The sequence below is a fragment of the Roseovarius sp. YIN77 genome (assembly GCF_057219155.1).
In genome coordinates this window covers 23105-50028 of sequence record NZ_JBXVVI010000009.1, presented here as the reverse complement: position 1 = coordinate 50028, position 26924 = coordinate 23105, and the positions used below count along the sequence as shown (strand labels likewise).

Below are 26924 nucleotides of genomic sequence, written 5' to 3'. Positions count from 1 at the left end.
CTCAAACATCCAACTCCTCCACGAACCTCGCGTTCTCTTGGATATACTGGAAGCGCAGCTCCGGCTTCTTACCCATCAGGCGTTCGACCAGGTCGCGGGTTTCTCCGGGTTCGTCCTCATCAATACTCACCCGGATCAATTTGCGGGTGGCGGGGTTCATGGTGGTGTCTTTCAGGTCTTTGGCGTCCATCTCGCCCAGCCCTTTGAACCGGCTGACGTCGATTTTGCCTTTGCCACCCAGGCCCTTTTCCATCGCTGCGTCTTTTTCCGCGTCATCCAGACAATAGATGCGTTTGGGCCCCTGGGTCAGGCGATAGAGCGGCGGGCAGGCAAGGTAGAGGTGCCCTGCATCAATCATCGGGCGCATCTGGGTGAAGAAGAAGGTCATCAACAGCGCCGCGATATGGGCACCGTCCACATCCGCGTCGGTCATGATGATGACCTTGTCATAGCGCAGATCGTCGATGTTGAAGCGGGTGCCAAGGCCCACGCCCAGCGCCTGGGTCAGATCGCTGATCTCTGTATTCGTGGTGATCTTGTTGCTTGCTGCCCCCAGCACGTTCAGGATTTTACCGCGTAGGGGGAGGAGCGCCTGTGTCTTGCGATCGCGCGCCATTTTGGCGGAACCACCGGCCGAGTCGCCCTCGACAATGAACAGCTCTGTCCCATCGCGGGTGTTGGAGGAACAATCCACCAGCTTACCGGGCAAGCGCAGTTTCTTGGTCGCGGATTTGCGTTGCGTTTCCTTTTCCTGACGGCGGCGCAGGCGTTCCTCGGCGCGCAGGACGAGGAAATCAAGGATGGCACCGGCGGATTTGGTATCTGCCGCCAGCCAGTTGTCGAAATGGTCGCGGACGGAGTTTTCGACCAGTTTCGCAGCCTCCATCGTGGCCAGTCTGTCCTTGGTCTGGCCCACGAATTCCGGTTCGCGGATGAAGCAGCTGACCAGGGCCGAGCCGCCGGTCATCAGGTCATCGCGGTTGATCTGGGCGGATTTTTTGTTGCCTGCGAGTTCACCGTAGGCGCGGATGCCTTTCAGGATCGCGGCCCAAAATCCCGCCTCATGCGTGCCGCCCTCTGGCGTGGGAACGGTGTTACAGTAGGATTGGATGAAACCGTCGCGCGCCGGGGTCCAGTTGATCGCCCATTCGACCTTGCCGGGGTGGCCGAACTTTTCCTGAAAATCAACAAGGCCCGCAAAGGGCTGATCGGCATAGGTCGACGCGCCGCCCATGCGTTCTTTCAGATAGTCCGACAGGCCGCCGGGGAAGTGAAAAGTGGCCTCTGTCGGTGTTTCCCCGTCATCAATGGCGGATTTCCAGCGAATCTCTACCCCTGAGAATAGATACGCCTTGGACCGGACCATGGTCATCATGCGTTTGGGTTTAAACTTGTGATGGCCGAAAATCTGTTCGTCGGCGTGGAAGGTCACCGTGGTGCCGCGCCGGTTGGGGGCTGCGCCGATTTTCTGTATCCCGCCCAAGGGCACCCCACGGGAAAAGCGCTGTTCATAAAGCTCTTTATTCCGCGCCACCTGCACGACCATAGAATCCGACAGCGCGTTGACCACAGAGGCCCCCACCCCGTGCAAACCGCCCGATGTCTGATAGGCCTTGCCGGAAAATTTGCCCCCGGCGTGAAGGGTGCACAAGATCACCTCCAGCGCGGATTTTTCAGGGAATTTCGGGTGTGGGTCGACGGGGATGCCACGGCCATTGTCGCGGATGGTGACGGCGTAATCGTCGTGCAGTTCCACCTCGATCCGGGTGGCGTGGCCGGCGACGGCCTCGTCCATCGAATTGTCCAGCACCTCTGCCACAAGATGATGGAGCGCGCGTTCGTCCGTGCCGCCGATATACATGCCGGGGCGTTTGCGTACGGGTTCCAGCCCCTCCAGCACTTCGATGGAAGAAGCATTATAGTCAGTGGGCTCTACCCCTGTAAGAAGATCGTCCGCCATTGGCTGCTCTTTTGTTATTGTTGATCGCCATTATGGCAGGTGTAGGGGCATGGGGGAAGAGGTGATCAAGATGATGTGGGCAGATGGGGGTCCTCTGCCGCCTCATAAAACCGAGAAGTATCGCCGCGCGATTCGCGAGATGCCGCTAAGTAATTCAACGCCTTAAAATAGCCCCTGTCGGAAATAAATCACGTTGTGTCGGTTTCGATCCTCGTTGACTGCGTGGTCGATTTATTGTTTTGTCACCGGGTGGCGATACGCATTCTGTATCCGCGCGCCGACTAATTCGAAAGTCCCGACAAACGGGATATTCCAACTTGGGAGACCACTCATGAATTCAAACAACAAGCAGCGACTGATCGTGCCTGCAAGCTTTACCCGTCGCGGATTCTTGAAATCCACTGCTGCGACAGGTGTGGCCGCGGCCGGTCTGTCCACCGGGCTGATGTCCGGCGCGGCACATGCCGCACCTAATAAGGGCGGCCATTTCCGTTTTGGTATGGGCGGCGGACAGACCACTGACACGCTGGATCCGGGCCATTGGGAAAATTCTTTCACCTCGGCACTTGGATTCGGCATCCACGGCTTTTTGACGCAATTGGACAGCAACAGTGCTGTTGAAGGCAACCTGGCAGAAAGCTGGGAAGCATCGGCCGACGCATCGGTTTGGCATTTCAAACTGCGCTCTGGCGTTACCTTCCACGATGGCAAAGCCCTGACAACAGATGATGTTGTCGCTTCGATCAATCACCACCGTGGTGAGGATTCGACCTCTGCCGCCGGTCCGTTGGTGGCACCGATTACCGATATTACAGCGAGCGGTGATATTGTTTCATTCACACTGGAAGGCGGCAATGCTGACTTCCCAGCATCTTTGGCGGACTATCACCTGCCAATTTGTGCGGCCTCTGGTGACGGCATCGATTGGCAATCGGGCAATGGGTGTGGGCCATACAAGCTGAGCGAATTCAACCCCGGCGTTAACGCACGCTTTGAGCGGTTTGAAAACGATTGGACAGATGCACGCGGCCACTTTGATTCAATCGAAATCATTGCTTTGATTGACCCGAATGCGCGTACTGCAGCATTGGTTTCTGGCGACGTCGATGCCATTGACCGGGTTGATCTGAAAACCGTTGCTCTGCTGAAAAACGCACCCGGTGTCGAAGTGACCACCGTGGACGGCACGTTGCATTACACCTTTGCTATGTCGGTCAACAAGGATCCGTTCCAGGATCAAAACATCCGACTGGCGCTGAAATATGCAATCAACCGCGAAGAAATGGTTGATAAAATTCTGTTCGGCTATGGGTCCGTTGGTAACGACCACCCGATCGGTCGTGGTCAGCAGTTCTTTAACAAAGACCTAGAGCAGCGCACTTATGATCCAGACAAGGCCAAGTTCCACCTGAAAGAGGCTGGCCTGGATTCGCTGTCTGTTGCGGTTTCATCCTCTGACGCAGCCTATGCTGGTGCGGTTGATGCGGCGGTTCTGTATCAGAACTCTGCCAAGGATGCGGGCATCGATCTGGAAGTCGTGCGGGAACCGAAAGATGGCTACTGGTCTGACGTCTGGATGGTGAAACCGTTCAGCGCCGTGTACTGGTCTGGCCGTACGCTGGAAGATCAGATGTTCGCCACTGCCTATCAATCTGGCGTGGCCTGGAACGATACATTCTGGGGCAGCGATCGCTTTGACGAGCTTTTGATCAAGGCGCGTTCGGAGCTGGATACCGATAAGCGCCGCGCGATGTATTACGAAATGCAGGCGATCCTGAACGTCGATGGCGGCACCGTCATCCCAATGTTTGCATCCTACGTGAATGCCAACCGAGACACTGTCGGGTTTGGTGATCAGGCGTCGAACTGGGATATCGATGGTCTGCGCTTTATGGAGCGCTGGTGGTTCAAGTAAGATCACCAGATGAGAATAGAAATCGGCGGGTCATTGACCCGCCGTTTTTTGTTTTGATGCCGTCGGCGAGAGTAAATTCGCCAAATAGAATGAGGGACCATTTAGAGGTTCGGGAAGTAATCCTCGCAGGTGCCTTCGCGGTAGACATCGGCGGTGCAGCAATGCAGACCACCGCCAAAGGCATAGGCATCGCGCAGCTCGACCGGGACGACCTCCATCCCTAGCTTGTCCATCTGTTCCATCTGATAAACTTCGGATGCCTCAACACAGACGGTTTTGGGATCCAGCACCAGCACGTTCATGGAAAGCCAGGTCGAAGAATAGCACAAGGGCGGCGGCGCGTTATGGGCCGGTTGCGCGGCGTCGACGATTTCCCAGTCATTGTCGTTAAACATCTTGCGCTGATCTTCTGGCAGGCGGCGCTGTGGGTTGTTCAGGATCAGGCCAGGGCGCAAAGGCGTGAAGGTCGCATCAATGTGGATCGGGTACGGGTCACCGGGGAAGTTCACCGTGTGCACCCGGTGATCGGGGAAGTGACGGCGCAGCCATTCGATGCCTTTTTCATTGGTGGTGAACCCGTGTTGGGCCACCAGATCGCGACCGAAGCGCAAAACGTCGGCGGCATCGAACAGGGGCTCTTCCTCTGTCGTGACAAAGAACTTTTCAGCCGCCCATTGCAGGCGTTTTTCAACGCCGATTTTGTCGGACAGATAATCGGGGTGATAGTCAGCATCCGTCAGGCGCGGTTTGGGGGCGCTTTCGTGGCGGAAATTCGGATCCTCGTTGAAATACTGCTGCATCAAAGGTCGGTAGTTCAAATATTCGAACCAACGGCAGCGATAGGACATCGTTGCCTCTAGCATCTCGGACCCCACGGTCAAAAGCACATCGCGCGGGGGCATACAGCCAAATTGGCTGTCGGTGTGAAAGTCTGGCGTCGTTGCCGGCAGGGAATGATCGATGGGCGTTGGGCGGTCGACGCGAATGCCGCGCTTTTCCAGCATGGAGGCAAAATTATCCAACAGTTCATTGGCGCGGTCGATGGTTTCCTGCGGGCGGCGGCCCCATTGGCCGCGCATGTCGCTATCTTCGGGGACTTTGGCATCCAGCGCTGGTTCTTCGGGCGGGATGTGGCAATCATCGGCCCGGCCCACGATCACGTGGTGCAGCGGGTCCCATTCATTCCAGCTGTTGACGACGGTCTTGGCTGAGGTGTCAGAGGCGGGGGGTGTGGTCTCGATATTCATGCAGCGCTGGTAGCGTCATTGCCGATGCGTTTCAAGCTGCGGATGCGACATCTGTTGTCGGTATTTTGAGGCCCTAGTGCGAAGGGGCGCTGCCCCCTTACCCAGGGCTCCGCCCGTTCACGGCTGAATTGATCCGCTGGATCAATTCCGGGACGCCGCTCACCCCGAGGTATTTTTGGCGAAAGGAAGACCCCGGCCAGCACGGGCTGCAGCCGGGGATTAAATCAATGGTCGTTGATATCGTGTTCAATGATGCGTTGCTGTCCGGTGCGCAGGCGGAACATGCGGCGCAGGATCAGCCAGGCAACCAGGGAAACGGCCGCAAAGATCACCAGAAGCCAGGGCAAAGACAAGCTCGCCCCGACGGCCAGCAAAATGCCGACCACGGCCGCGCCGATGGCAAAGCCCAAGAGGATAAAGCCCGGGATCACCATTTCCAGAATGCCCAGAACCAGCGCCGCGGCCAGCCAGACCCACCAAAGCGCCCACATCACGATCTTCCTTTCAAAAGGCTGAACGCATTGACAAAGGCATCCAGTGCATTGGCGGGAAGCAGCACGGTCTGATTGCCCTCGCCCTTTCCGACGGCGGTCAGGGCTTCGACCTGTTTCAGGGCCACCTGATACTGCGCGGCCTCCAGCCCGTTTTCCTGAATCGCCTTGGCCACGACTTGGGTTGCGTACGCTTCGGCATCGGCGGAAATGCGGCGGGCCTTGGCGGTTTGTTCGGCCGCGTAAAGTTCGGCATCGGCGGCAAGTTCGACGGCGCGGCGGGTGCCTTCGGCCTCTGTCACTTGGGCGCGGCGGGCGCGTTCGGCGTTCAGCTGTTGGAGCATCGCATCGCGGGTGGCCTGATCAAGGTTCACGTCCAAAATCTCTGCCCGTGTGACCTCGATCCCCCAATCATCGACGGCATCCTCGACCAACGCCTTGATCTGGGTAATCAGTTGATTGCGGTTGGACTGGACCTCGTCCAGTTCCATCTTACCGATCTCTGCCCGGACGATCCCGGCCACAGTGGTTGCGATGGCGGCGTCGACATCACGGATGCGGTAAACCGTCTTTTCCGGCTCCAGAATTCGGTAAAAGACAGAGGTTTCGACCTGCACCAGCACGTTGTCTGATGTGATCGCATCCTGACTGGCCGTGGGCAACTGGCGTTCCAGGATTGAGATTTTATGCGCCACACGATCCAGAAACGGCACGATAAAGTTGATGCCGGGCCCCAGAACAGCACGCAGGCGGCCAAACCGTTCAACCACATGTTTTTCAGACTGCGACACGATGCGCACGCCCTTGAAGATCGAGACAATGATAAAGCCCGCAAACAAGAGCAGCACAATGTTGCCACCCAAAATCTGACTAATCAGGTTGGTAATGTCCATATTCAAATCCTTATACGACTTGCCGTATTACCTATGATATGCCCGGCTTGCGTTCAATTGGGTAAAAAAGGTCATTTTGCGACATGACTGCGACAAGGGGACCTCTTTAGCCCAGCGCCCAATTGCAGTGAGATGCGCCCGAGACGCGAAAAACCTATATCGAGGATTGTGATGAAACAATTTGCCATATCTGCCTGTGTGATTGCCCTATCGATTGGCCCTGCAATTGCCGAAGGCGATGCAGAGGCCGGGGAAAAAGCCTTTAACCGCTGCAAAGCCTGCCATTCCATCACCAATGGCGACGAGGTCGTCCTGCGCGGGGGCCGCACCGGTCCTGATTTGTTTGGCGTGATTGGCAGGCCTGCGGCGAGTGTCGAAGAATTCAACTATTCCAACGACTTAATCTCTGCTGCTGAGGCAGGATTGATCTGGGATCAGGAAAATCTGGTGACATTTGCCACCGATCCGCGGGCATTTCTGCGCGAGTATCTGGGCGATGGTGGCGCGAAATCAAAGATGACCTTTCGCCTGAACCGGGGGGGCGAGGATATTGCGGCCTATCTGGCCAGTTTCTCTGTTGCCCCGGCAGAGACAACCGATGCAACGGACGATGCAGCCACAACAACCGAATAAACTGCAAGAAAATCACGCTCTGCGGCACTGTGGACATTGCCCGCGAGGTTTAACCGTTCTAATAAGACGCTGGAACGCCGGGCAGGAATCTGTTTCTCGCCCCATTAAATTTTGAAATCTGGGAGGCAAGGCATGGCTGACGCAGCCGTTCATGGCCACGAACATCACGACGAGCGGAGCTTTTTCACCCGCTGGTTCATGTCGACGAACCACAAGGATATCGGCATCCTCTACCTGATCACGTCCGCATTTGTCGGTCTGATCGCGGTCCTGTTCACCGTTTACATGCGGCTGGAGCTGCATGAACCGGGCGTTCAGTACATGTGCCTGGAAGGCGCACGATTCTTCGCCTCTGACGCGGTTTGTACCCCCAACGGGCACCTCTGGAACGTGATGATCACCTATCACGGCGTCCTGATGATGTTCTTCGTGGTTATTCCGGCGCTGTTTGGCGGTTTTGGCAACTATTTCATGCCGCTGCAGATCGGTGCACCGGACATGGCCTTCCCGCGGATGAACAACCTGTCCTACTGGATGTATGTCACCGGTGTCGCGCTGGGTGTCGCCTCTCTGCTCTCCCCCGGCGGCAATGACCAGCTGGGTTCTGGCGTTGGCTGGGTTTTGTACCCGCCGCTGTCCACGACCGAGGGTGGTTATTCCATGGATCTGGCGATCTTTGCGGTTCACGTCTCTGGTGCCTCGTCCATTCTGGGTGCGATCAACATGATCACCACCTTCCTGAACATGCGTGCCCCCGGCATGACGCTGTTCAAGGTGCCGCTGTTTAGCTGGTCGATCTTTGTCACCGCATGGCTGATCTTGTTGGCCCTGCCGGTGCTGGCGGGTGCGATCACCATGCTGTTGACCGACCGGAACTTTGGCACGACCTTCTTTGATCCTGCTGGTGGTGGGGATCCGATCCTGTATCAGCACATCCTGTGGTTCTTTGGCCACCCGGAAGTGTATATCATCATCCTGCCCGGCTTTGGCATTATCAGCCACGTCATTGGCACCTTTTCCCGCAAGCCGATCTTTGGCTATCTGCCGATGGTCTGGGCGCTGATCGCCATTGGTGTTCTGGGCTTTGTCGTCTGGGCGCACCATATGTACACCGTGGGCATGAGCCTGACCCAGCAGTCCTATTTCATGCTGGCAACGATGGTCATTGCGGTGCCAACCGGGGTTAAGATCTTTAGCTGGATCGCGACCATGTGGGGCGGATCGATCGAATTCAAAGCGCCGATGCTGTGGGCCTTTGGTTTCCTCTTCCTCTTCACCGTCGGCGGTGTGACCGGGATCGTTCTGTCACAGGCCGGCATCGACCGCGCCTATCACGACACTTACTACGTCGTGGCGCACTTCCACTATGTGATGAGCCTTGGTGCGATCTTTGCGATCTTTGCAGGTATCTATTTCTACTTCTCCAAGATGACCGGCAAACAGTACCCGGAATGGGCTGCCAAGCTGCATTTCTGGATGATGTTCATCGGTGCCAACCTGACCTTCTTCCCCCAGCACTTCCTGGGTCGTCAGGGCATGCCGCGCCGTTACATCGACTATCCCGAAGCCTTTGCAAAATGGAATGAATGGTCATCCTGGGGGGCTTACCTGTCCTTCGCATCCTTCGTGTTCTTCTTCGGCATCATGGCCTATGCCCTGATCTGGGGCAAACGCGACGCCCGCGAAAACCCATGGAACGAATATGCCGACACGCTGGAATGGACACTGCCATCCCCGCCACCAGAGCACACATTCGAAATCCTGCCCAAGCAGGAAGAATGGGACAAAGGGCATAGCCATTAAATGCCCTACGAATGGCAAGACGAATTATCAGAGGCCTCGGAAAATTCCGGGGCCTCTGCACATTCAGGCCCGGTTTATCATCTGAGCCTCTGGCCCTACCGATCCCTGCCCAAGCGCGGGTTCGTGATCTTTATCGGTGTGACGGCCACGCTTTTGTTGGTGCCACTGCTGGCGGTGCTGGGATCGCCGGTTCTGTGGGTGATGCTGCCCTTTATGGCCGGGGCGATTGCCGTGATCTGGTGGGCGCTTCAGCGCAGTTACCGCGACGGCGAGGTGTTGGAGGAGCTGACCCTGACCCGGGAGCGGATCACCCTGACCCATCAGCGCCATGGCCAAGAGGCGCGGGAATGGCAGGCCAATCCCTATTGGGTGCGCGTCACACTGCATCCCGGCGACAGGCCCGTGCCCCATTACCTGACCCTGAAAGGCAATGACCGGGAGGTCGAGTTGGGCGCGTTTCTGTCCGAAGAGGAACGGATCACACTGGCAGCTGAGCTGCAGGAGCGACTGGCGCGGGTGAATTCCGCGTAGTTCGCAGATCACTTCTGTCGCCGCTTCTGGCTGTCCAAACGCAAAACGCCTACGGGCGCTGGTGCCCGTCATTGGTTCATTTGCGACATGAGGGCGAATTCAGGACAGAGTTCGCCCGCATCGCCCGTAACATGTGCTTTGGGCATTGCGCCCGCGCTATGTTCAGCAGTCAGGCAATTTCATGGTTTGGGTCTCTTCACGTCGACATCGTACAGGGGAGGCGCCGCTGGGATCTGCCATGATTTCAGGAAATGTGATGGCGATCATTTCCGTCGTGTTCTGGGCGGCAGGTTTCCCGGCGGCGGAGATCCTTTTGGACACCTGGCATCCGATCGCGCTCACAACCTTGCGCCTGCTTGTTGTCATGGCGGTTCTGCTGGCGCTGTGGGTCGTGATCGATGGCGCCAATGCGCTGAGACGGGCCAGATGGGGGCGTGGTCTGTGGATCGAGATGCTTGGATTTGGCACGGGCGCCAACCTGTTGATATTCGCGCAGTGGTATACGGACCCCGTAACTGTGGCGTTGATCGCCACGGCTACCCCGATTTCTGCCACGATAATCGAGCTGCTCTGCCGTCAGAGGCGTCTTCGCCTGCGTTTTGTCTTTGGTTTGATCGTATCGGTTCTGGGAGGCCTGATCGCCGTCGGCGAGAAATACACTGTTGATCTTGGGTGGGGCGTTCTGATGGCGATATCATCAGGGGTTTGCTTTGTCTGGGCGTCCAACGCCGCAGTTCGGGATTTTCCCGATCTTTCCCCGATCGGGCGAAGCACAATTACATTTGCCGGTGCAACGTTGTTGACAGTTCCGGTCTTTCTATTCGGCTGGTCACAGGACCTGATCGCAGCGCCGAAAATAGAAACCGCCCACCAGATCGGTCTGTTGCTGGTCTACGCCGTGGGCGCAATGGCTGTGTCGCAAATCCTGTTCATTGCATCGGTCGCGCGGATCGGCATCGCCCTGTCCAGCATTCACATGAATGCCGCGCCGTTTTACGTGATGCTGATCTTGATGATGTTGGGCGGCGTTTGGGATTGGCGCGCCGCGTTCGGGGCCGTGATTGTTGGCGTCGGCGTAATGCTGTCACAGCCCCGACAGCGCGAATCTGAACACCAAGGCAGCTGACAGCGATCAGCCTTGGTCCTTGGCCGGCGGGAGACGTTGACAGAATGTTTCACGCGGACCTAAACTTGATCTGCCCTGACCAAGGCATGACGGTTCATTGAGCCGCCCTTTGCAGAACGACAAGGGAAGTGTCATGAGGTTCACAACAAGCGACGGAGTTGATCTGTATTATCAACTGGATGGCGACGGACCACCCCTGTTGATGCTGAGCGGAATCTGGAGCGACACAACCACCTGGAACGCGCAGGTGCGCAGGTTTGCAGACCATTTCACCTGCATCCGTCTGGATCACCGCGGCATCGGCCAATCTGACAAATGGGCGGGTGAGCATTCCTATGACCTGCATGCCCGGGATGTGAAGGAGCTGCTGGATCATCTGGATTTGCGGCGCGTTGTGATCGTGGGCGTGTGTCATGGCGGCATGGCGGCGGTGACGCTGGCCATCAACCATCCGGGCTATGCCGGGGCGCTGTGCCTGAACGCCACGCAGCTGTTGGGCTCTGTACGCCTTTCGCAGATGTATATCGGTTGGAAACGGATATTGGACACATCTGATTTTGAAACGCTCTATACGGTGATCATGCCCACGATCATGTCAGACGCTTGGTTGTCCGAAAATCGAGACCGGCTTCCGGCATTGCTGAAATCCATCGAAAGTCGGATGGATTACCCTGCGGCCCAGAAGATGGTCGATGCGCTGATCGCCTATTCTGCCACTGGTTTTAACGCCCAGCAAATCGCATCAATCAACATCCCCGCCCTTCTGATGGCAAGCGGCGAGGACAGGTTCATCCTGCCTAGCGTTATTCAGTCCGAAAGCCGGCATTGGCCCAATGCAACCTATCATCTGTTTGAGAGCTCTGGCCATTTTCCACAACGGGAGATGCCTGAAGTCTACAACAGGGTTGTACTGGATTTTCTGCAGAGCCTGACGGAATAGAAATTCACCTTTCCCCATGGCTGCGGTCATATCCGTTTACCGACGGGCTTTGCCAGCCGTTCAGGGCGCCCTTTGCGGGCTCAAACACCTCGATCAGCAGCGGATAGCACGGGGTTGTGTCGCTGGAATGTTCCGCCCCGCAATCGCCGCCCGGGCAGGCGCTGAGCGCGCCCATGATGTCAATCTCGGCAAAGAACTCCAGATAGTCGCCGGGGCGGACGGGGCTCGCCTTCATAAAATATTGGCCGGTGTCGCGGGTGAAGCCGGTGCACATAAAGACATTCAGCACGTCGTGGACATGCGGTTCGGCCTCTGCCCGGCTGATCCCCTGATCATCGGCCAACGCCCGGGTCAGGTTTGAGTGGCAGCAATGGTGGTACTGCCCGCCCGACAGCAGGTTATTGGTGTAAGGATCACAGCGCGTGCCGATCACATCATGGACCGAGCCGCCGAATTCATCGATCCCGTACCAGCCCAGCGTATCGTCCACAATCGTGGCCATTGGGCGCAGATACGGAAAGGATGACCAAAGCCGTTCGCCTGTGGTCACATGGGTGCCATGGAGCGCCCGGGTCTTACCAGAATAAAAGCGCTCGTTGATGTTATTTGCGTTCCACAGGTTCAAGTCGCCCACTTGCGGTCCCTCGACAGAGGTGATGCGGAAAAACGTGCCCGCAGGCGCGCGGAAGGTCGCGGCCTGCCGTGGCTCTGCCACGGCCTCTGCAATCTTGTGTGCCCCGGCCCGGGCCGACCGGTAGAGCGCCAGATCCGGCTGTGGTGCGGTTTCGGGCGGGTAGCAGATGACCGGCTGAATGGCGCGGCGATCGGCGGCATCGGGGGGCGGATTGACGGTCATACGACTCTCCTGTCTGGGCAGTTGCATCGAAGATTAGACAAATCGGGTGCGAATGCCAGTTTCACCCTAGCCGTCATTTTGCGCAAGATGGGTGAGACATCGCCTTGCGGTATTTTGACTGTCCCCGTTTCGTGGTAAATTTCAACATGACCGACGACGGGGGGGCCATGACACGACATCGAACATCAGGGTTTCGCCTACAGTCTGGCGCCGTGTTGCCCGAGCTTGACGTTGAATATGAATGCTATGGCAAACTCAATGCTGAAAAGTCCAATGCAATCCTCGTTCAGCATGGGACGACAAGCACACATCACGCTGCCGAGCGAACGACCCCTGATTTGCGGGAAGGCTGGTGGGACGGTATTATTGGCCCTGGTAAGCTGCTCGACACCGACACATATTGCGTGATTTCGTCGAACATACTGGGATCGTCTTATGGAACGACTGGTCCTGCTTCGATCAATCCGAATACGGGCCGTGCCTGGGGGGTCGACTTTCCCCAGATAACGCTAGAGGACATGGTCCGCGCACAGAAATCGCTGACAGATGCGATGGGGATCGATCAGCTTTTCGCGGTTTCGGGTGGATCGGTTGGCGGTTTGCTGGCCTTTCAATGGGCGGTCACCTTCCCGGATGCAATGCGGGGAATTGTTGCGGCTGATTGCGGCCCGGTGAACGGGTTTGGGACCAGCGCGGCCCTGCCGAATCTGGTAGCAGAACTTCAAGCCGATCCTAACTGGAATGATGGCCACTATGCTAAGTCCGGTGGTCTGACAGAAGTGATGACCCGAATTCGGGTCCGTACATTATTGTCCTACCAGTTCATGGAAAAATTCGAAGGCCAAATGCCAAAAGAGGAAATCGAAAAACTGCTGCAAGACACGTCCAAAGAGTGGGCCGAGGAGTTCGATCCGATGAGCCTTGTCGTGCTCAATTCAGCGATCGGGCAATTTGATGTCGCCGACCGGTTGAATCGCATTCGGGCAAAGTTTTTCTATGTGCTTTGCGATACGGATGAGTTCTATCCCGCGTCGATAGGAAAGGGCGTTGCCGATCAAATGCGGGCGGCTGGGGCGCAGGTGACATTTCATCAGGTGAACAGCCATATGGGGCACTATTCCACATCCGTCGAACCGGGAAAATGGGTCCCAGAGGCGCGCGCCTTTCTGGCCGGTTTGTAACCGGGTCCCCTGTCCGCGCCGCCCGGCAATAATCCAGATCAGGTTGCCGCGCGGTTTCGGGCAGGTAGCAGATAACCGGCTGAATGGCGCGGCGATCTTCGGCATCAGCGGGTGGGTTGATGGATATCGGGGGCTCCACGATTTGGGTGTTGCCGCATACGATCACCCGCCGGGGTCGGGTTTGTAAAGCCAAGATTGTTAGGCAGTCCTGGCGGGCAGGATGAGCCTGCCCGCTGAACATAGCTGTGACGATCAGGCCGCCTTGCGCCGTGGGTTGCCCTTGCCCCGTGACGGACGGCGGCGATTGCGCGATGACTTTGTCGCGCCTTTGGGATCTGGCAGCGCTTCCCACGGGCGGCCAAACGCCACTTGGATCGATTGACCCAACATTTTCTCGATCGCCTTCAATTCGCCCATTTCGGCCGGGGCGCAAAAGCTGACCGCAGCGCCAGCAGCGCCTGCCCGGGCGGTCCGCCCGATACGGTGAACATAGTTTTCCGGCACGTTCGGCAGTTCGAAATTATAGACATGGCGCACTTGCGGGATATCGATACCCCGCGCCGCCACATCGGTTGCGACCAAAATCCGGGCCTCCCCCGCACGAAACGCCGCCAAGGCGCGATCGCGCTGGCCCTGGCTTTTGTTACCGTGAATGGATTCGGCGCCGAACCCATCTGCCACCAGCCGTTTTTTCAAACGCTCCGCCCCATGTTTGGTGCGGGAAAAAACAATGGCCAGTTCATCACGGTGCTTATCCAGCGCCTCGATCAGGGCATCTGCCTTGGTGGTCTGGGCAATGAAATGCACAGATTGACTGATTTTATCCGCTGTCTGGCCCAGAGGCGCGACTTGCACGCGGGCAGGATTGGTCAGGTAGGTGTTGGCCAGTTCGTTCATCTGCTTGGGCATGGTGGCAGAGAAGAGCATCGTCTGACGATCAGACCGCAACAACGGGGCGATTTTGCGCAGTGCATGGACAAAGCCCATGTCGAGCATCTGATCAGCCTCGTCCAGAACCAGATATTGGGTTTGCGACAGATCAACGGCGCGGCGGTCCAGCAGATCAATCAACCGTCCGGGTGTGGCCACCAGAATGCTGGTGCCTTTGGCAAGGCGTTGCATCTGCACATTGATGGATTTGCCGCCCACCACGATATTGATTTTAACCGGGCTGTTTCCGGCAAAGCTGCGCAGCGCCTCGACAATCTGATTGGCGAGTTCGCGTGTTGGAACAAGGATCAGCGCGTCGACAGATTTTGGCGCGGGCTTATGGCCGATCTTGCGCACCTGTTGCAGGAGCGGCAGACCAAAGGCCGCGGTTTTCCCGGTGCCCGTCTGGGCCAGACCCAAAAGGTCACGTCCCTCCAGCAACAGCGGGATCGCCTGTGTCTGAATTGGGGTAGGTTTGCACAGGCCAATCTCGGCCAGATGCGCGGCAATCTTGGCATTCACGCCAAGTTTTTCAAATTCGTTCAAGTTTCTTTTCCTTTCGTCGGCCCCAGGGGCAGCGACTGTATTTGGAGTCACAAAATGCCATTGCCCCGAGACTCGGAGAACAGCGTCAACACGTCAGAGTGCGATCTGATCCAACCTCGGGGCCGAATTGCCCCGCAAGCGATCAAACCGACGGACCCCTCGCGTGATGATGGGAACCAATGGTGGGCCGTGATGGCCCAGTCTATCCGAGTCGTGGTGCAAGCACCTGCCCCGCTCACGCGGCGGGGGACAACGGATGCGCGCTAATGCGGTGAAATGAACGAGATGTCAAGGAAAGAGTATGCAGCCCCGGCATTGACTTGCCCACTTCATGGAACATAAACCTCTCTAACTGATAATGTTATAGCAAGCCGGGACGACGAAAATGAACCAGATTATCCTGTGCATGAAATGGGGCAGCCTTTATCCGGCAAGCTATGTGAATATACTATTCAATGCCGTAAAGGCGAACATGAATTCACCGTTTACTTTTGTCTGCTTGACGGACAATCCAGAGGGCTTGCACGAAGATATTGTCCATCACCCAATTCCCGACGTAGGCATTCCCGCAGGTCGATACAATCCAGGCGCATGGGCAAAAATCGGTGTCTTCAAGCCAGATCTATACGGGATGAAAGGGCGAATACTATTCATTGATCTCGACACCATGATCCTCGGGGCATTGGATTCACTTTTTGACAGCAAGGCTGACTTCATCGCCATTGGTCCCGGCTCCTGGGGTGTGACACGCAAAGCGAAGCCCGCGTTCTATCGGCCGGGCAAAAAAATACTCCGAAAAATTAAAGGAAAAAAAGAAAAAATCAAAATCTCAGACCGATTACATGTGGGGCCCAATACAATGGGGACTGGGATTTTTGCCTTTAATGCTGGCGCACTTTCTGATGTCTATGAACGCTTTGTCACCGATCCTGACAGCGCGATGACCACCTATGTCAACGAGCAACATTATATCGAGCATCAGCTCGACACATGGGATGAATGGCCGGATAAGACATTGATAAGTTTCAAGTATTCGCTCAGACGCCCGTTGTTTCTTGATATCTTTCTTGCACCCAAACGCCCACCGGAAAACGTCCGCGTCCTTGCCTTTCACGGCGACCCTAGACCTATCGCATTGGCAAAGAACCGGTTTTCGTCAAAACGCGAACTGCCTCATATCTGGATCGGGCCGGTCAGATGGGTTGCCGATTACTGGAAGCGATACGATCACTAGCCTTTGCTTATAGCCCTGCTGAAATTACACCGCGCGTTCCACGAGCATATGCCAATCACAAATCTAACCTCGGGGCCGAATTGCCTCGCGAGAGTTCAAACCGACGGCCCCCTCGGGCAATGATGGGAACCAATGATGGGCCGTAATCGGGTGTTGAGCCCCTCGGTAATCGTTCTGGCGGGTGTTTGGCCGCGTCTTTTGCAATTGTCCGCGCGTTCATGCGGCCCGATTGGCACGAACCAATTCCCCGTTTTTGCGATAGAGAAACGCCAACAGCCTGTCGTGATATCCGGCAGGCGGGGCATGGATTACGCTGTCGCGCGCCGCGATGTGCTGGCACCATTTGTTCACATTTTCCAGCCCGTCAAAAACCCCGAAATCCCCCAAAGTATCGAACGTGTCAAAGTAGCGAAAGATTGTGCCCCAGACCCCGTCGATCATGTGAAACCGATCGCCGGCGAAAAAAGGCCCTGAAATCTCTGGCTCTATCCATTCCAGTTTTTGCCGGAGGGCGCGGCGTTTTTCTTCGAACGCCTCGGGATCGGGCGCGGAATAAAATCCGCCAATGGCGTTCAAGGTCTCTGATCCAAATTCAATCCAAGACCTGTGGCGCGCGCGGTCAAGGGGATCGGCGGGATGCAGTGACCCCGGGGTGATTTCATCCAGATATTCGGCGATCACCTGGCTTTCAAAAATCACCCTGTCATCTGTTTGCAGAACCGGAACCCGGCCCATAGGTGATATTTTCACAAACCAATCGGGTTTGTTGGCCAGATCGATATAGGTGCGGCGGTGCGGGATATTCTTTTCGGTCAGAACAATCACCGCGCGTTGAACATAAGGACATAGGTGATGGCTGATAAGGTGAAAGTCGGGCATATTATCCTCCATATTTGAATGCAATTGCATATATATAGGTATTGCCGATTGCAAGTCAATGCAAATGCATGTAAATGATCCCTATGGACACCAACGCCGCAACCCTTGCCTGGATTCAAATGTTCCGCGCCTATCGCCGGGCACGAGAGCAGGCAGATTCAACGTTAAAAACCAATGGTCTGCCGCCGTTGGAGCAATATGATATCCTGCTGGAGTTAGAGCGCGCCGGACAGACGGGCCTGCGCCCGATGGTGCTGGAAAAGCGTTTGTTACTGCCGCAATATGGCATCTCTCGACTGGTGGACCGGATGCGCAAAGCGCAATTGATCGAAAACATCCCCTGCCCCGAGGATCGGCGCGGCTATAACCTGCGGATCACGGGAACGGGGCAAGAACTGCGGCGTCAGATGTGGCAGGTTTATGGGCCGGTGATCAGCGCCGCGACAAGCGATCTGACAAAAGAAGAAGGCCAGCTTTTGGCTGACCTTCTGCAAAAAGTCGCGATGACCTAGCGGGCGGTTACACCGCGCGTTCGACCAGCATATGCTTAATTTCTGCAATGGCCTTGGCGGGGTTCAACCCTTTGGGGCAGGTATTGGTACAGTTCATGATCGTGTGGCAACGATAAAGCTTGAACGGATCTTCCAGATCGTCCAGCCGTTCGCCTGTCGCCTCATCCCGGCTATCAATGATCCAGCGATAGGCATGCAAGAGCGCCGCAGGCCCCAGATATTTGTCGCCGTTCCACCAATAGGACGGGCAAGAGGTCGAGCAAGACGCGCACATAACGCATTCATATAGACCGTCGAGTTTCTTGCGATCCTCGATCGACTGCTTCCATTCCTTGGCCGGGCGGTTGGTCTTGGTCTCCAGCCACGGCATGATCGAGGCATGCTGGGCATAGAAATGCGTGAGGTCCGGGATCAGATCCTTGACCACCGGCATATGCGGCAGCGGGTAGATCTTGATATCACCCTTGATCTCATCGGTGCCATAGATACAGGCCAGCGTGTTGATCCCATCGATATTCATCGCACAAGAGCCACAAATCCCCTCGCGGCACGAGCGGCGGAAGGTCAGCGTCGGATCAATCTCATTCTTGATCTTGATCAGCACGTCCAGAACCATCGGCCCGCAGGTGTCCATGTCGACGAAATAGGTGTCGAGGCTCGGATTTTCACCGTCTTCCTCGTTCCAGCGATAAATCTGGACCTTGCGGATATTGGTGGCACCCTCTGGCTTGGGCCAGGTTTTCCCCACGGTGATGCGGGAGTTTTTCGGGAGGCTGAATTGTACCATTTTTACATCCTCTGTCCTTCAAGCGCGGCTCTTTGGAGCAACTCCATCGAGCTTAACACGCGTTTTTCCAACTGAATACCACGCTGTCTATTGGTTTTAACAACCACGCAGAAGTTTCTTTCACAACTCGCAATTTCGGCCATGTCCCTAGCAGAATAACGCATCATCGAGATCCATTGAAAATTTCTTGGTCAACTCTTGGGCGAGACCGAACCTGTATTCATCCGTCAGTACTTCAAGCACAGACCAAGATAATCGATTAGTGAGTGCATCGAAAAATGAAACTTCCGACCCTTCGGCCAACTCGAAGTAAAAGTCCGACTGGCCGAGCATATCGAACAAAACCTTTTTCTTAAAATCACCCAATGTTCCCTGTTGGGACGATTGAGAACGGCCAAGACCTAATACCGGAACGCCTAGCGACATACAATTGATTGCACAATGATAAGTATCCGTCACGACGAAACGCGAACTCGCCAGTTGGCTACGCATAGATTGGAAATCACTTTCTGGGTCCGATTTACTCATCTGGAACCAATTATCCACTTTTCTTCCACTTAGACCGGTTGTACGCACGATCCCGTCACACAACGCTTCGGGGTTATCGAACCCGGAACGCCCAAAGAAATAGGAGAATTCGTCTTTCTTTTTCACAGCAACCGGTGGCAGCAGGAACGCACAATCCATTCCCTGCGTAATTTTGGACATATTCGGAAAGCTGAACTGATGAGACAAGTTTTTCACGGAAAATGGATCGCGAGGCAGTATAGCTTCAAAGTACTCTTCCATTCGGCGCAATGCGGGCCCAAATCGTGAAACATTGCGGCTGAAATCGTGCTGAAAATTGTTACCTGCAGACACTACGCGCCCTATCGGGGGAGCCTGACGGAAAGTGAATAAGTCTGTCCATCGGCGATATCCAGCATCGCGATCTACTGAAAGGCCCAGTTTGACATCACGTTTCGCGAAATCCCGTGCACCGTAAATCGGGTTATTTAGGAAATCTCCCCAATATACGACATGGGAATAGTCTTGGAGTGTTTCAGCATGTGTCAATTCCTTCACCTCGCGACCCGCTGCAATATGCCGACGCTTTGGGAAGGGTTGAGCCGTATACAGATCGAACGTGCATGGTTTGGCAGAAAAGTACGCGACAGCTGCAGAATCAACACTATACATGCCAGCATTACCAGGGTTGGCCGCGCAAATAACTGCTACACTTGGCTCTGAATTCTGCGACGCAGACACTCTCACACACCAACCCTACTCTGGGCTAGCAAGCGGAAGACACTATAAAAAATCGCCGCAATCTGCCGTTTCGTACGTATGGTAATTCCCTTGCTCCTCACTGTTCCCTCACAAATCCAACAACGCCGGCAGGCCACTGGTGGCCAGGCATTCAAGTGTGGGGGGGCGGGATACGATATTGGCGACGATTTCGACCGACGATGCGGTCGGGCCGGTGACGGCCTCTGACGCCAGCGAGATCAGTTCGTTGGCCTCTGCATTGTCTATGATGCAATTGACGGAAGGCTCCACGGGCACGCCGGGGAATTTGTCCTGCACGATCGGGGTCACCGTGCGCTTGGCCGCGCTGCGGGTCAGATCGTTTTGTTGTTCCGCCGTGCAGGCGGTGAGCGTGATGAGGGCGACAAGCCCCAATCCGGCCTTGGCCAGAGATGTGATCTTTGTCATGTCGCCCTCTCTTTCATATCAATCGGCCTTTAACGAGGACCGGATCGTGCTGCCGGTTTCCAGAAACGCGATGGCGCGTTCTTGCTGTGCCAGGGTCAGGGTCGGCCACAGCTCGGCGTCGCCCTCCAGAAGTGGGTACTCAGCAGGCAGGGGAAGATTGCCTGTCGGCCCTTTAGCCACAGTAGTTTGAGCTTCTCCGACAGGATTAGTAGGTGTCGCCAGAATCAACTTTTTGGCCGCACAATTATTAATAGAACCAGCCAACGAGGGTGAAACCGTATCACTGGGCACCATATTGACGACAGTGCCGCCACCGCTTTGCCACGAAACTGACAACTGTACCACGCCATCATACCCGGCTTCTTTCGCGCAGCTGAATATCGCTTGACGCTGCATATCAACATCAACGCCGCCTCCCGATGCCCCGCACGCTGCCAAAGTTGATATCGCACATACTGCGGTCACGGCTTTACCAAATCCCATTCGTTTCATTTTCAATACAATCCTTATTTCTGCTCAAGCTCCCCCAAGGGATGACAGATATTAAGGGTTGTATGTTGTCAACAGCCACCATCAGAACGTGCGGGCCTTTGGGGCTATTTTTTTCAGGCTGATGCCGCCTTGCGCCTCTGTCGTCAGTGGATCGGTGACGACGGGGCGGTAGGACAGATCGACCTTGTTGCCTTCGACCCGGCTGATGGTGTGGACGCGCCAGTTGTCGTCGTCGCGGGTGGTGAAATCCTCATGGGCGTGGGCGCCGCGGCTTTCGTGGCGTGCCTCGGCCCCGTGGATGGTGGCCAACGCGTTGGGCATCAGGTTGGTCAGTTCCAGCGTTTCCATCAGGTCGGAGTTCCAGACCAGCGTCTTGTCGGTGACGCGCAAGTCATCGAGCTTGGCGGCGATGGCGGTCATTTTCTCGACCCCCTCGGCCATGGTTTTCGAGGTGCGGAAGACGGCGGCATCTGATTGCATGGTTTTTTGCATCTCCAGCCGCAGATCGGCGGTTGGGGTGCCACCGGAAGCATGGCGCAGCCCGTCGAAGCGGTCAAAGGCCTTATCGACTGAGGCTTGATCACCCTTGGCCACAGATGCCTCTGCATCCACAACCTTGCCTGCCTTGATCGCGGCGGCGCGGCCAAAGACCACGAGGTCGATCAGCGAGTTTGATCCCAGACGGTTGGCGCCATGGACAGAAGCGCATCCGGCCTCCCCCACGGCCATCAGGCCGGGGACGATGGCGTTTGGATCGTCGGCGGTGGGGTTCAGAACCTCGCCCCAGTAATTCGTCGGCACGCCGCCCATGTTGTAATGCACGGTCGGGATCACCGGGATCGGTTCCTTGGTGACATCGACACCGGCGAAAATCTTCGCGCTTTCCGAAATACCCGGCAGGCGTTCGGCCAGCGCCTCTGCCGGCAGGTGGCTGAGGTTCAGGTGGATATGGTCGCCCTCTGCCCCCACGCCGCGGCCCTCGCGGATTTCCATGGTCATGGAGCGCGAGACGTAATCGCGTGGCGCGAGGTCTTTGTACTGCGGCGCATAGCGTTCCATGAAGCGCTCGCCCTCTGAATTGGTCAGATAGCCGCCCTCACCCCGGGCGCCTTCGGTGATCAGGCAGCCGGAACCGTAGATGCCGGTGGGGTGGAACTGCACAAATTCCATATCCTGCAGCGCAAGGCCAGCCCGCGCCACCATGCCGCCGCCATCACCGGTGCAGGTATGCGCCGAAGTGGCAGAGAAATAGGCGCGGCCATAGCCGCCGGTGGCCAGCACGACCATCTTGGCGTTGAAAACGTGGAAGGTGCCGTCGTCGAGCTTCCAGCACACCACACCCTGACAGACGCCATCATCAGACATGATCAGATCAAGGGCGAAATATTCGATATAAAACTCGGCCTTGTTCTTGACCGACTGGCCGTAGAGCGTGTGCAGGATGGCGTGGCCGGTGCGGTCGGCAGCGGCGCAGGTGCGTTGCACGGCGGGGCCTTCGCCAAATTCGGTGGTGTGGCCGCCAAAGGGGCGCTGATAGATCTTGCCTTCCTCTGTCCGCGAAAACGGTACGCCGTAATGTTCGAGCTCATAAACGGCTTTGGGCGCCTCGCGCGCCAGATATTCCATGGCGTCAGTGTCGCCCAGCCAGTCCGAGCCTTTGACCGTGTCATACATATGCCACTGCCAGCTGTCGGGGCCCATATTGCCCAAGCTTGCCGCAATGCCGCCCTGTGCGGCCACGGTGTGCGAACGGGTGGGAAAGACCTTGGTCACGCAGGCGGTACGCAGCCCCTGTTCGGCCATGCCCAGCGTGGCACGCAACCCGGCGCCGCCTGCCCCCACAACCACAACGTCATAGTCGTGGGTTTCATATTCATATGCAGCCATTTGTAAAGCTCCTTACAGCGCCAGGCGAACAAGGGCGAAAAGCCCGGTGGCAATCGCGGCGTAGCTGATGCAGGTGGTGCCGATGATCAACAGTTTGCGGGTCATGCCATGGGCATAATCCTCGATCATGATCTGCGCGCCGTTTTTGAAATGGATAAAGCCAACAACCAGTGTCAGCCCCATGACAATCGCGGGGTATGGCCGCGCGTAATAGGCGGTGACCTCTTCGTAGCTGGATCCCAGAATGCCGCCGAACGTGCAGATAAAAAGCGGCACCAGGATCAACAGCGCCACGGCGCTGACAGTCATGCCCCAGTGATGCAGAGTGCCGGTTTTTGCCGATCCCAGCCCAGTGGCGCGTTTGCGGTCGGTTAAATAAGCCATCTATGCGCCCCCTTACAGAATGATCACGGTCAGGATGGTCAGAACGACCGATCCGATAACAACGGCGTAGGCGAGTTTTTCGGCAGAGGCCAATTCCAACCCGCGACCTGTATCCCAATAAAGATGACGGAGCCCGGCCAGCAGGTGATACCAGATCGCCCAGAGCGATCCGAACATCACCAGATCCCCGAACCACGAGGTCAGAACCGCGTTGGCTAGATCGAAATACGCTTCGCTGGTTGCGGCGGCCAACAGCCACCATACCACCAACAGCGCCCCGACAATCAGCGCATTTCCGGTGATCCGCGTCAGGATCGACGTCACAGAAGTGTATTGAGGCCGGTAAATCGACAAATGCGGGGAAAGCGGCCGGTGCCCCCGGTTCACGTCAGCCATGGCAAAGACCTTTCAGCTTTGTCTGCGTTGACCATATCAATACTTAAAAAATGCGGCGTGTCACGGGTTTGGGGCGACATTTTTACCCTAATTTCCAAAGAAAATGCTGTGTTTGCGCAAACGTGATCACAATCATCTACCGTGTGATCACAAATTTTCGTCTTCGGTTTGCCTCTCGACCGCTGACAATTGCTTTGCCACTTCCAACTGCAACTTCAGCCGCATCCGGTCTGCGTATTCCTGATAACCATTGGCCAGCACCACAAAGCCGCCCGGCCCGGCAACCACATTTTCTCGGAAATAGGGGCGCAGGCCCTTTTCTTCGCCCTCGATCACTAGCGCATTGATGGTGATGCCCTGATCCGCAACCCAGTCGCGCACATCGATGGGTTCTGTGCCCTCGTTTGAAATACCATCACCCGACACATCCATGACGCGCCGGGTGCAATCGGTAACGTCGGTAAATTGTTGTGCGGTGAAAACGAGCGCCTCTCCTATCGCGGTGGAGTAGTTGCGCCATTCCCGTGGGGCATTTTCAACCTCGACAGCCAGCGCCTCGACATCGGCGAAGTTTTCGATCCGGCGCCACGGGATGCTGACCACCTGCCGCGAGGTGCCCGTCCATTGCACGACCATGACGGTGGCTTGTTCCAGAACCAACGCCTCTGACACGATGCCATCGCGCAGCCCTTCGGCCAGACCCTGCATCTGGATGCGGTATTCGCCGGTATCAACAGAGCCTGAGATGTCGACAGCCAAGGCCAAAGCCAGCCCGCAAGCGTGGGACATGGTCGGACTGAAGATGCCCGCTGCTGCGTATAAGACCTTGCGGTATGATTTGGTCATTATCGCAGGCTAGCGCATAGCCCAATTCATCCGCAATGCCGTTTCCACTCCACCGGCGAGATCGGTAAGCCGCGCATTCACCAGACCGCGGGTTGGCGACGCTCGGCCGCTATCGGGCAGTTTATGCCAGCCAAACCCGCATATATTCGCGAAGAGGTGCTGTGTTTCCACATCGCCAGCCCATACGGGCGGTCTGGCGATCGCGCGGCGGGCTATCGCCCTTGATTCCGCGCGCATGTCGGCAAGTTTGGCTTAAACCGGCATCAGGGCCCAGTAATCCAGATCCAGCAGCACATCGGGCAAGTATTTGCCATCCTCGCCTTTCAGCGCGAACGGATCGCCGCCTTTGGTGGCGACCAGTCGCAGGCGGATGGCACCGACGCCGGGGGCATCGGTTTCAGATTTGTCCAACACCTCGGACCAAGCGCGGATGGTCATGCCGGACAGGCAGGGGTTGGCATGGGCCCCGGCGTTGAGGCCGACGATCATCTGGGCATTGGCGAGCCCGTTGAAGGATAGCGTTCGGGCCATGGAAATGACATGGCCGCCATAGATCAGACGGGTGCCATCGGGCCGGGCGGTGTTGTCGAAATGAACTTTGGCCGTGTTTTGCCACAGGCGGGTGGCCATCATGTGTTCGGCCTCTTCAATCGTGACGCCATCAACGTGATCGATGGTCTCGCCCACCTGATAGTCGCCCCAGCGGTGCGGCTCCCCCGCCAGCGTGTAATCGTAATTGGTGAAATCCAGCCCGGCCGGGATCACCAGCTGATCGGCGGGAACAGATTTGGCAAGCTCCGGGATTACGGTGGCGGGCGCGGGCGCGTCAAAATCGCGTTTGCGCACCATCACCCAGCGCACATAAGACATTACCGCCTCGTCCCGTTGGTTATAGCCGGTGGTGCGCACCCAAACGACACCGGATTTACCGTTGGAATTTTGTTTTAAACCAATGACTTCGGACACTGATCGCAGGGTGTCGCCGGGGTAAACCGGCAACAGCCAGCGCCCCTCGGCATAGCCAAGATTGGCCAGCGCGTTCAGCGAAATATCGGGCACGGTCTTGCCAAAAACCACGTGGAAGGCGGCAATGTCGTCCAGTGGCGCGGTGGGCAGGCCCGACGCGCGGGCAAATTCATCAGAGGAATAGAGCGCATGGCGCGCGGGATAAAGCGCGTGATAAAGGGCGCGTTCCCCTGCCCCCACGGTGCGCGGCACCGCGTGGTGGATCATCTGGCCAATGGTGTAGTCTTCAAAAAACCAGCCCGGGTTTGTTTTCGCCATCATGAGTAGTCCTGCTTATCCGTAAGTGCCCAAGAAGGGGCTGTGCCCGCTCCAGGCGTGTATGCCTGCGATCACGGCAAAGATCACCACAGTGATCACCGCGTTTTTGATATCGGCGCTGCGGCCACGGGGTTCTGTGGGTGTCCAGTCAGGTTCCGCCCGGTTGATCAAGGCGCGTTGCGCCAGCGCCCACAGGCCCAACCCGCCGAAAAGAACCACCGAAGCCTGATCGCCATTGACCAGCAAATGCGCCACCGCCCAGATCACCATGCCCCACAACATCGGGTGGCGGATCTTGTCGGAAAGCGTGCCCTTGGAACTGCCAATCCCGAAAAAGAAGACCGCGACCAACATCATCAGATTGTTCAGATGTCCGATCCCCGGCACGGGCGTATAGACGGCTATGAAATCTGCGCCTTTATATCCCAGATACATCAGCGCCACACCGACCAGAATGCCAAGGGCGACCAGGCCTTTGCCAGCATTGCCCAAACGCGCGCGCGGCCCGGGGGCCATGCGTTTGAACATATGCGCCCCGATCCACAGGGCAAGGCCGAGAATAATCAATGTCATTGGGGTCATTCCTCTGGTCAGTTGGCGCGCGCCAGTGCCTGTGCTTGTGCGATCGCCTTGGCATGGGCCAAAACCCGGCGCGATGTTTCCACATGCAGATTTTCGACGATGGTGCCATCGACAACCGCGATACCTTGGCCCTCTTCCTCTGCCTTCTTGAAGGCCTCGATATAGCGGTGCGCCATGTCGACCTCTTCTGGTGTCGGGGCAAAGACCTCATTCGCGATCTCGACCTGGCCCGGATGGATCAGGGTTTTGCCGTCGAAACCCATATCGCGGCCCTGTTCGCATTCACGTTTCATCCCGTCGAGATCCCGAAACAGGTTATAAACCCCGTCCAGCGCCACAATATCTGCGGCGCGTGCGGCCAACAGACTGTTGCCCAGCGCGGTCATCAGGGGTTGGCGGCTGGGCCGGTGCTGAACCCGCATTTCGCTGGCCAGATCATTGGTGCCCATGACGATGCCTTCGAGTTTCGGATGGCGAGTGATGTTGAGCACATTCAAAACGCCCATGACCGATTCAATCATCGCCCAGATCGGCAATTCGTGGGTGATGCCTGACAGCACGTCAATTTCCGCCGGGCTGTCGACCTTGGGCAGCAAGACGGCATCGGGCTGCATCTCGACCACCGCCTGTGCGTCATCGCGCCCCCAGGGTGTGTCCAGCCGGTTGATCCGCACGATCTTGGTCCGTCGTCCATAGCCGCCCTGGGCCAGCGCGGCGGACAGCGTTTTGCGGGCTACATCCTTTTCATGAATGGAAACCGCGTCTTCCAGGTCAAAGATAATCGCGTCTGCGGGCAGGGATTTTGCTTTCTCCAACGCCCGGGAATTTGATGCAGGCAGATACAGAACCGATCGGAACGGACGATAGGTTTTGCTCATGATTCTCCCTCCTGCA

27 protein-coding genes are annotated in these 26924 nt (G+C 56.8%); 9 read left to right on the top strand and 18 right to left on the bottom strand.

Going from position 1 to position 26924, the window contains the following annotated elements:
* Position 1 precedes the first annotated feature (1 nt).
* Positions 2-1960, bottom strand: coding sequence for a DNA topoisomerase IV subunit B (parE, locus tag AC2D8P_RS09750; protein WP_484702316.1), 1959 nt, complete (start codon positions 1958-1960; stop codon positions 2-4).
* A 331-nt stretch (positions 1961-2291) separates the two neighbouring features.
* Between parE and AC2D8P_RS09745 the strand changes: the two genes are divergently transcribed.
* Positions 2292-3875: an ABC transporter substrate-binding protein gene (locus AC2D8P_RS09745; RefSeq protein ID WP_484702315.1), complete on the top strand. Its 1584-nt coding sequence runs from the start codon at positions 2292-2294 to the stop codon at positions 3873-3875.
* 101 nt (positions 3876-3976) lie between these two features.
* Here the strand turns inward: AC2D8P_RS09745 and AC2D8P_RS09740 are convergent, their stop codons facing one another.
* The 3 genes from AC2D8P_RS09740 to AC2D8P_RS09730 all read right to left on the bottom strand — a co-directional run bounded on the left by AC2D8P_RS09740 (position 3977) and on the right by AC2D8P_RS09730 (position 6506).
* The gene (locus tag AC2D8P_RS09740; protein ID WP_484702314.1) at positions 3977-5122 is read right to left on the bottom strand and encodes a serine/threonine protein kinase; all 1146 of its coding nucleotides are present in this window, start codon (positions 5120-5122) and stop codon (positions 3977-3979) included.
* Between the two features lie 224 nt (positions 5123-5346).
* The gene (locus AC2D8P_RS09735; RefSeq protein ID WP_484702312.1) at positions 5347-5613 is read right to left on the bottom strand and encodes an NfeD family protein; all 267 of its coding nucleotides are present in this window, start codon (positions 5611-5613) and stop codon (positions 5347-5349) included.
* Positions 5613-6506: an SPFH domain-containing protein gene (locus tag AC2D8P_RS09730; protein WP_484702311.1), complete on the bottom strand. Its 894-nt coding sequence runs from the start codon at positions 6504-6506 to the stop codon at positions 5613-5615. The genes AC2D8P_RS09735 and AC2D8P_RS09730 overlap by 1 nt, the downstream gene beginning before the upstream one ends.
* A 171-nt stretch (positions 6507-6677) precedes the next feature.
* Between AC2D8P_RS09730 and AC2D8P_RS09725 the strand changes: the two genes are divergently transcribed.
* The 5 genes from AC2D8P_RS09725 (at position 6678) to AC2D8P_RS09705 (ending at position 11539) form a co-directional block, all read left to right on the top strand.
* Positions 6678-7139, top strand: a complete 462-nt coding sequence (locus AC2D8P_RS09725) for a c-type cytochrome (protein ID WP_484702310.1) — start codon at positions 6678-6680, stop codon at positions 7137-7139.
* Between the two features lie 132 nt (positions 7140-7271).
* Complete coding sequence (locus AC2D8P_RS09720) at positions 7272-8942, top strand: cytochrome c oxidase subunit I (protein WP_484702308.1); 1671 nt, start codon at positions 7272-7274, stop codon at positions 8940-8942.
* Positions 8943-9473, top strand: coding sequence for a DUF2244 domain-containing protein (locus AC2D8P_RS09715; RefSeq protein ID WP_484702306.1), 531 nt, complete (start codon positions 8943-8945; stop codon positions 9471-9473).
* Positions 9474-9729: 256 nt separating this feature from the next.
* Positions 9730-10599, top strand: coding sequence for a DMT family transporter (locus tag AC2D8P_RS09710; protein ID WP_484702305.1), 870 nt, complete (start codon positions 9730-9732; stop codon positions 10597-10599).
* Positions 10600-10732: 133 nt separating this feature from the next.
* Positions 10733-11539, top strand: a complete 807-nt coding sequence (locus AC2D8P_RS09705; protein WP_484702303.1) for an alpha/beta fold hydrolase — start codon at positions 10733-10735, stop codon at positions 11537-11539.
* 4 nt (positions 11540-11543) lie between these two features.
* Here the strand turns inward: AC2D8P_RS09705 and AC2D8P_RS09700 are convergent, their stop codons facing one another.
* Complete coding sequence (locus tag AC2D8P_RS09700) at positions 11544-12395, bottom strand: urea carboxylase-associated family protein (RefSeq protein WP_484702302.1); 852 nt, start codon at positions 12393-12395, stop codon at positions 11544-11546.
* A gap of 167 nt (positions 12396-12562) precedes the next feature.
* Here AC2D8P_RS09700 and AC2D8P_RS09695 point away from each other — a divergent pair, with 167 nt between their 5' ends.
* On the top strand, positions 12563-13576 hold the full coding sequence (locus AC2D8P_RS09695) for an alpha/beta fold hydrolase (protein ID WP_484702300.1): 1014 nt from the start codon (positions 12563-12565) through the stop codon (positions 13574-13576).
* Between the two features lie 252 nt (positions 13577-13828).
* Here AC2D8P_RS09695 and AC2D8P_RS09690 read toward each other — a convergent pair whose 3' ends face one another.
* Positions 13829-15052, bottom strand: a complete 1224-nt coding sequence (locus tag AC2D8P_RS09690; RefSeq protein ID WP_484702299.1) for a DEAD/DEAH box helicase — start codon at positions 15050-15052, stop codon at positions 13829-13831.
* Between the two features lie 385 nt (positions 15053-15437).
* Between AC2D8P_RS09690 and AC2D8P_RS09685 the strand changes: the two genes are divergently transcribed.
* The gene (locus AC2D8P_RS09685; RefSeq protein WP_484702298.1) at positions 15438-16286 is read left to right on the top strand and encodes a hypothetical protein; all 849 of its coding nucleotides are present in this window, start codon (positions 15438-15440) and stop codon (positions 16284-16286) included.
* 216 nt (positions 16287-16502) lie between these two features.
* Here the strand turns inward: AC2D8P_RS09685 and AC2D8P_RS09680 are convergent, their stop codons facing one another.
* The gene (locus AC2D8P_RS09680; RefSeq protein ID WP_484702297.1) at positions 16503-17165 is read right to left on the bottom strand and encodes a glutathione S-transferase family protein; all 663 of its coding nucleotides are present in this window, start codon (positions 17163-17165) and stop codon (positions 16503-16505) included.
* A gap of 83 nt (positions 17166-17248) precedes the next feature.
* Between AC2D8P_RS09680 and AC2D8P_RS09675 the strand changes: the two genes are divergently transcribed.
* Positions 17249-17677, top strand: coding sequence for a MarR family winged helix-turn-helix transcriptional regulator (locus tag AC2D8P_RS09675; RefSeq protein ID WP_484702296.1), 429 nt, complete (start codon positions 17249-17251; stop codon positions 17675-17677).
* Positions 17678-17684: 7 nt separating this feature from the next.
* On the opposite strand, the gene AC2D8P_RS09670 is transcribed toward AC2D8P_RS09675, so the two are convergent.
* The 11 genes from AC2D8P_RS09670 to AC2D8P_RS09620 all read right to left on the bottom strand — a co-directional run bounded on the left by AC2D8P_RS09670 (position 17685) and on the right by AC2D8P_RS09620 (position 26908).
* Complete coding sequence (locus AC2D8P_RS09670; protein ID WP_484702295.1) at positions 17685-18464, bottom strand: succinate dehydrogenase iron-sulfur subunit; 780 nt, start codon at positions 18462-18464, stop codon at positions 17685-17687.
* 147 nt (positions 18465-18611) lie between these two features.
* A complete protein-coding gene (locus AC2D8P_RS09665; protein WP_484702294.1) occupies positions 18612-19520 on the bottom strand; it encodes a polysaccharide pyruvyl transferase family protein in 909 nt (302 codons plus the stop codon).
* Positions 19521-19820: 300 nt separating this feature from the next.
* Positions 19821-20159, bottom strand: coding sequence for a hypothetical protein (locus tag AC2D8P_RS09660; RefSeq protein WP_484702292.1), 339 nt, complete (start codon positions 20157-20159; stop codon positions 19821-19823).
* Between the two features lie 18 nt (positions 20160-20177).
* Positions 20178-20651, bottom strand: coding sequence for a hypothetical protein (locus AC2D8P_RS09655; protein ID WP_484702290.1), 474 nt, complete (start codon positions 20649-20651; stop codon positions 20178-20180).
* 81 nt (positions 20652-20732) lie between these two features.
* Positions 20733-22538: a succinate dehydrogenase flavoprotein subunit gene (gene sdhA, locus AC2D8P_RS09650; protein ID WP_484702289.1), complete on the bottom strand. Its 1806-nt coding sequence runs from the start codon at positions 22536-22538 to the stop codon at positions 20733-20735.
* Positions 22539-22550: 12 nt separating this feature from the next.
* Positions 22551-22922, bottom strand: coding sequence for a succinate dehydrogenase, hydrophobic membrane anchor protein (sdhD, locus tag AC2D8P_RS09645; protein WP_484702288.1), 372 nt, complete (start codon positions 22920-22922; stop codon positions 22551-22553).
* Between the two features lie 12 nt (positions 22923-22934).
* The gene (gene sdhC / locus AC2D8P_RS09640; protein WP_484702287.1) at positions 22935-23318 is read right to left on the bottom strand and encodes a succinate dehydrogenase, cytochrome b556 subunit; all 384 of its coding nucleotides are present in this window, start codon (positions 23316-23318) and stop codon (positions 22935-22937) included.
* A gap of 147 nt (positions 23319-23465) precedes the next feature.
* Positions 23466-24164: a DUF1194 domain-containing protein gene (locus AC2D8P_RS09635; protein WP_484702285.1), complete on the bottom strand. Its 699-nt coding sequence runs from the start codon at positions 24162-24164 to the stop codon at positions 23466-23468.
* Between the two features lie 252 nt (positions 24165-24416).
* Complete coding sequence (locus AC2D8P_RS09630; RefSeq protein WP_484702453.1) at positions 24417-25448, bottom strand: MaoC family dehydratase; 1032 nt, start codon at positions 25446-25448, stop codon at positions 24417-24419.
* 15 nt (positions 25449-25463) lie between these two features.
* Positions 25464-26021: an NnrU family protein gene (locus AC2D8P_RS09625; RefSeq protein ID WP_484702283.1), complete on the bottom strand. Its 558-nt coding sequence runs from the start codon at positions 26019-26021 to the stop codon at positions 25464-25466.
* A gap of 17 nt (positions 26022-26038) precedes the next feature.
* Entirely contained in the window at positions 26039-26908 is an 870-nt protein-coding gene (locus AC2D8P_RS09620; protein ID WP_484702281.1) for an HpcH/HpaI aldolase/citrate lyase family protein, read from the bottom strand.
* Between the last annotated feature and the right edge of the window lie 16 nt (positions 26909-26924).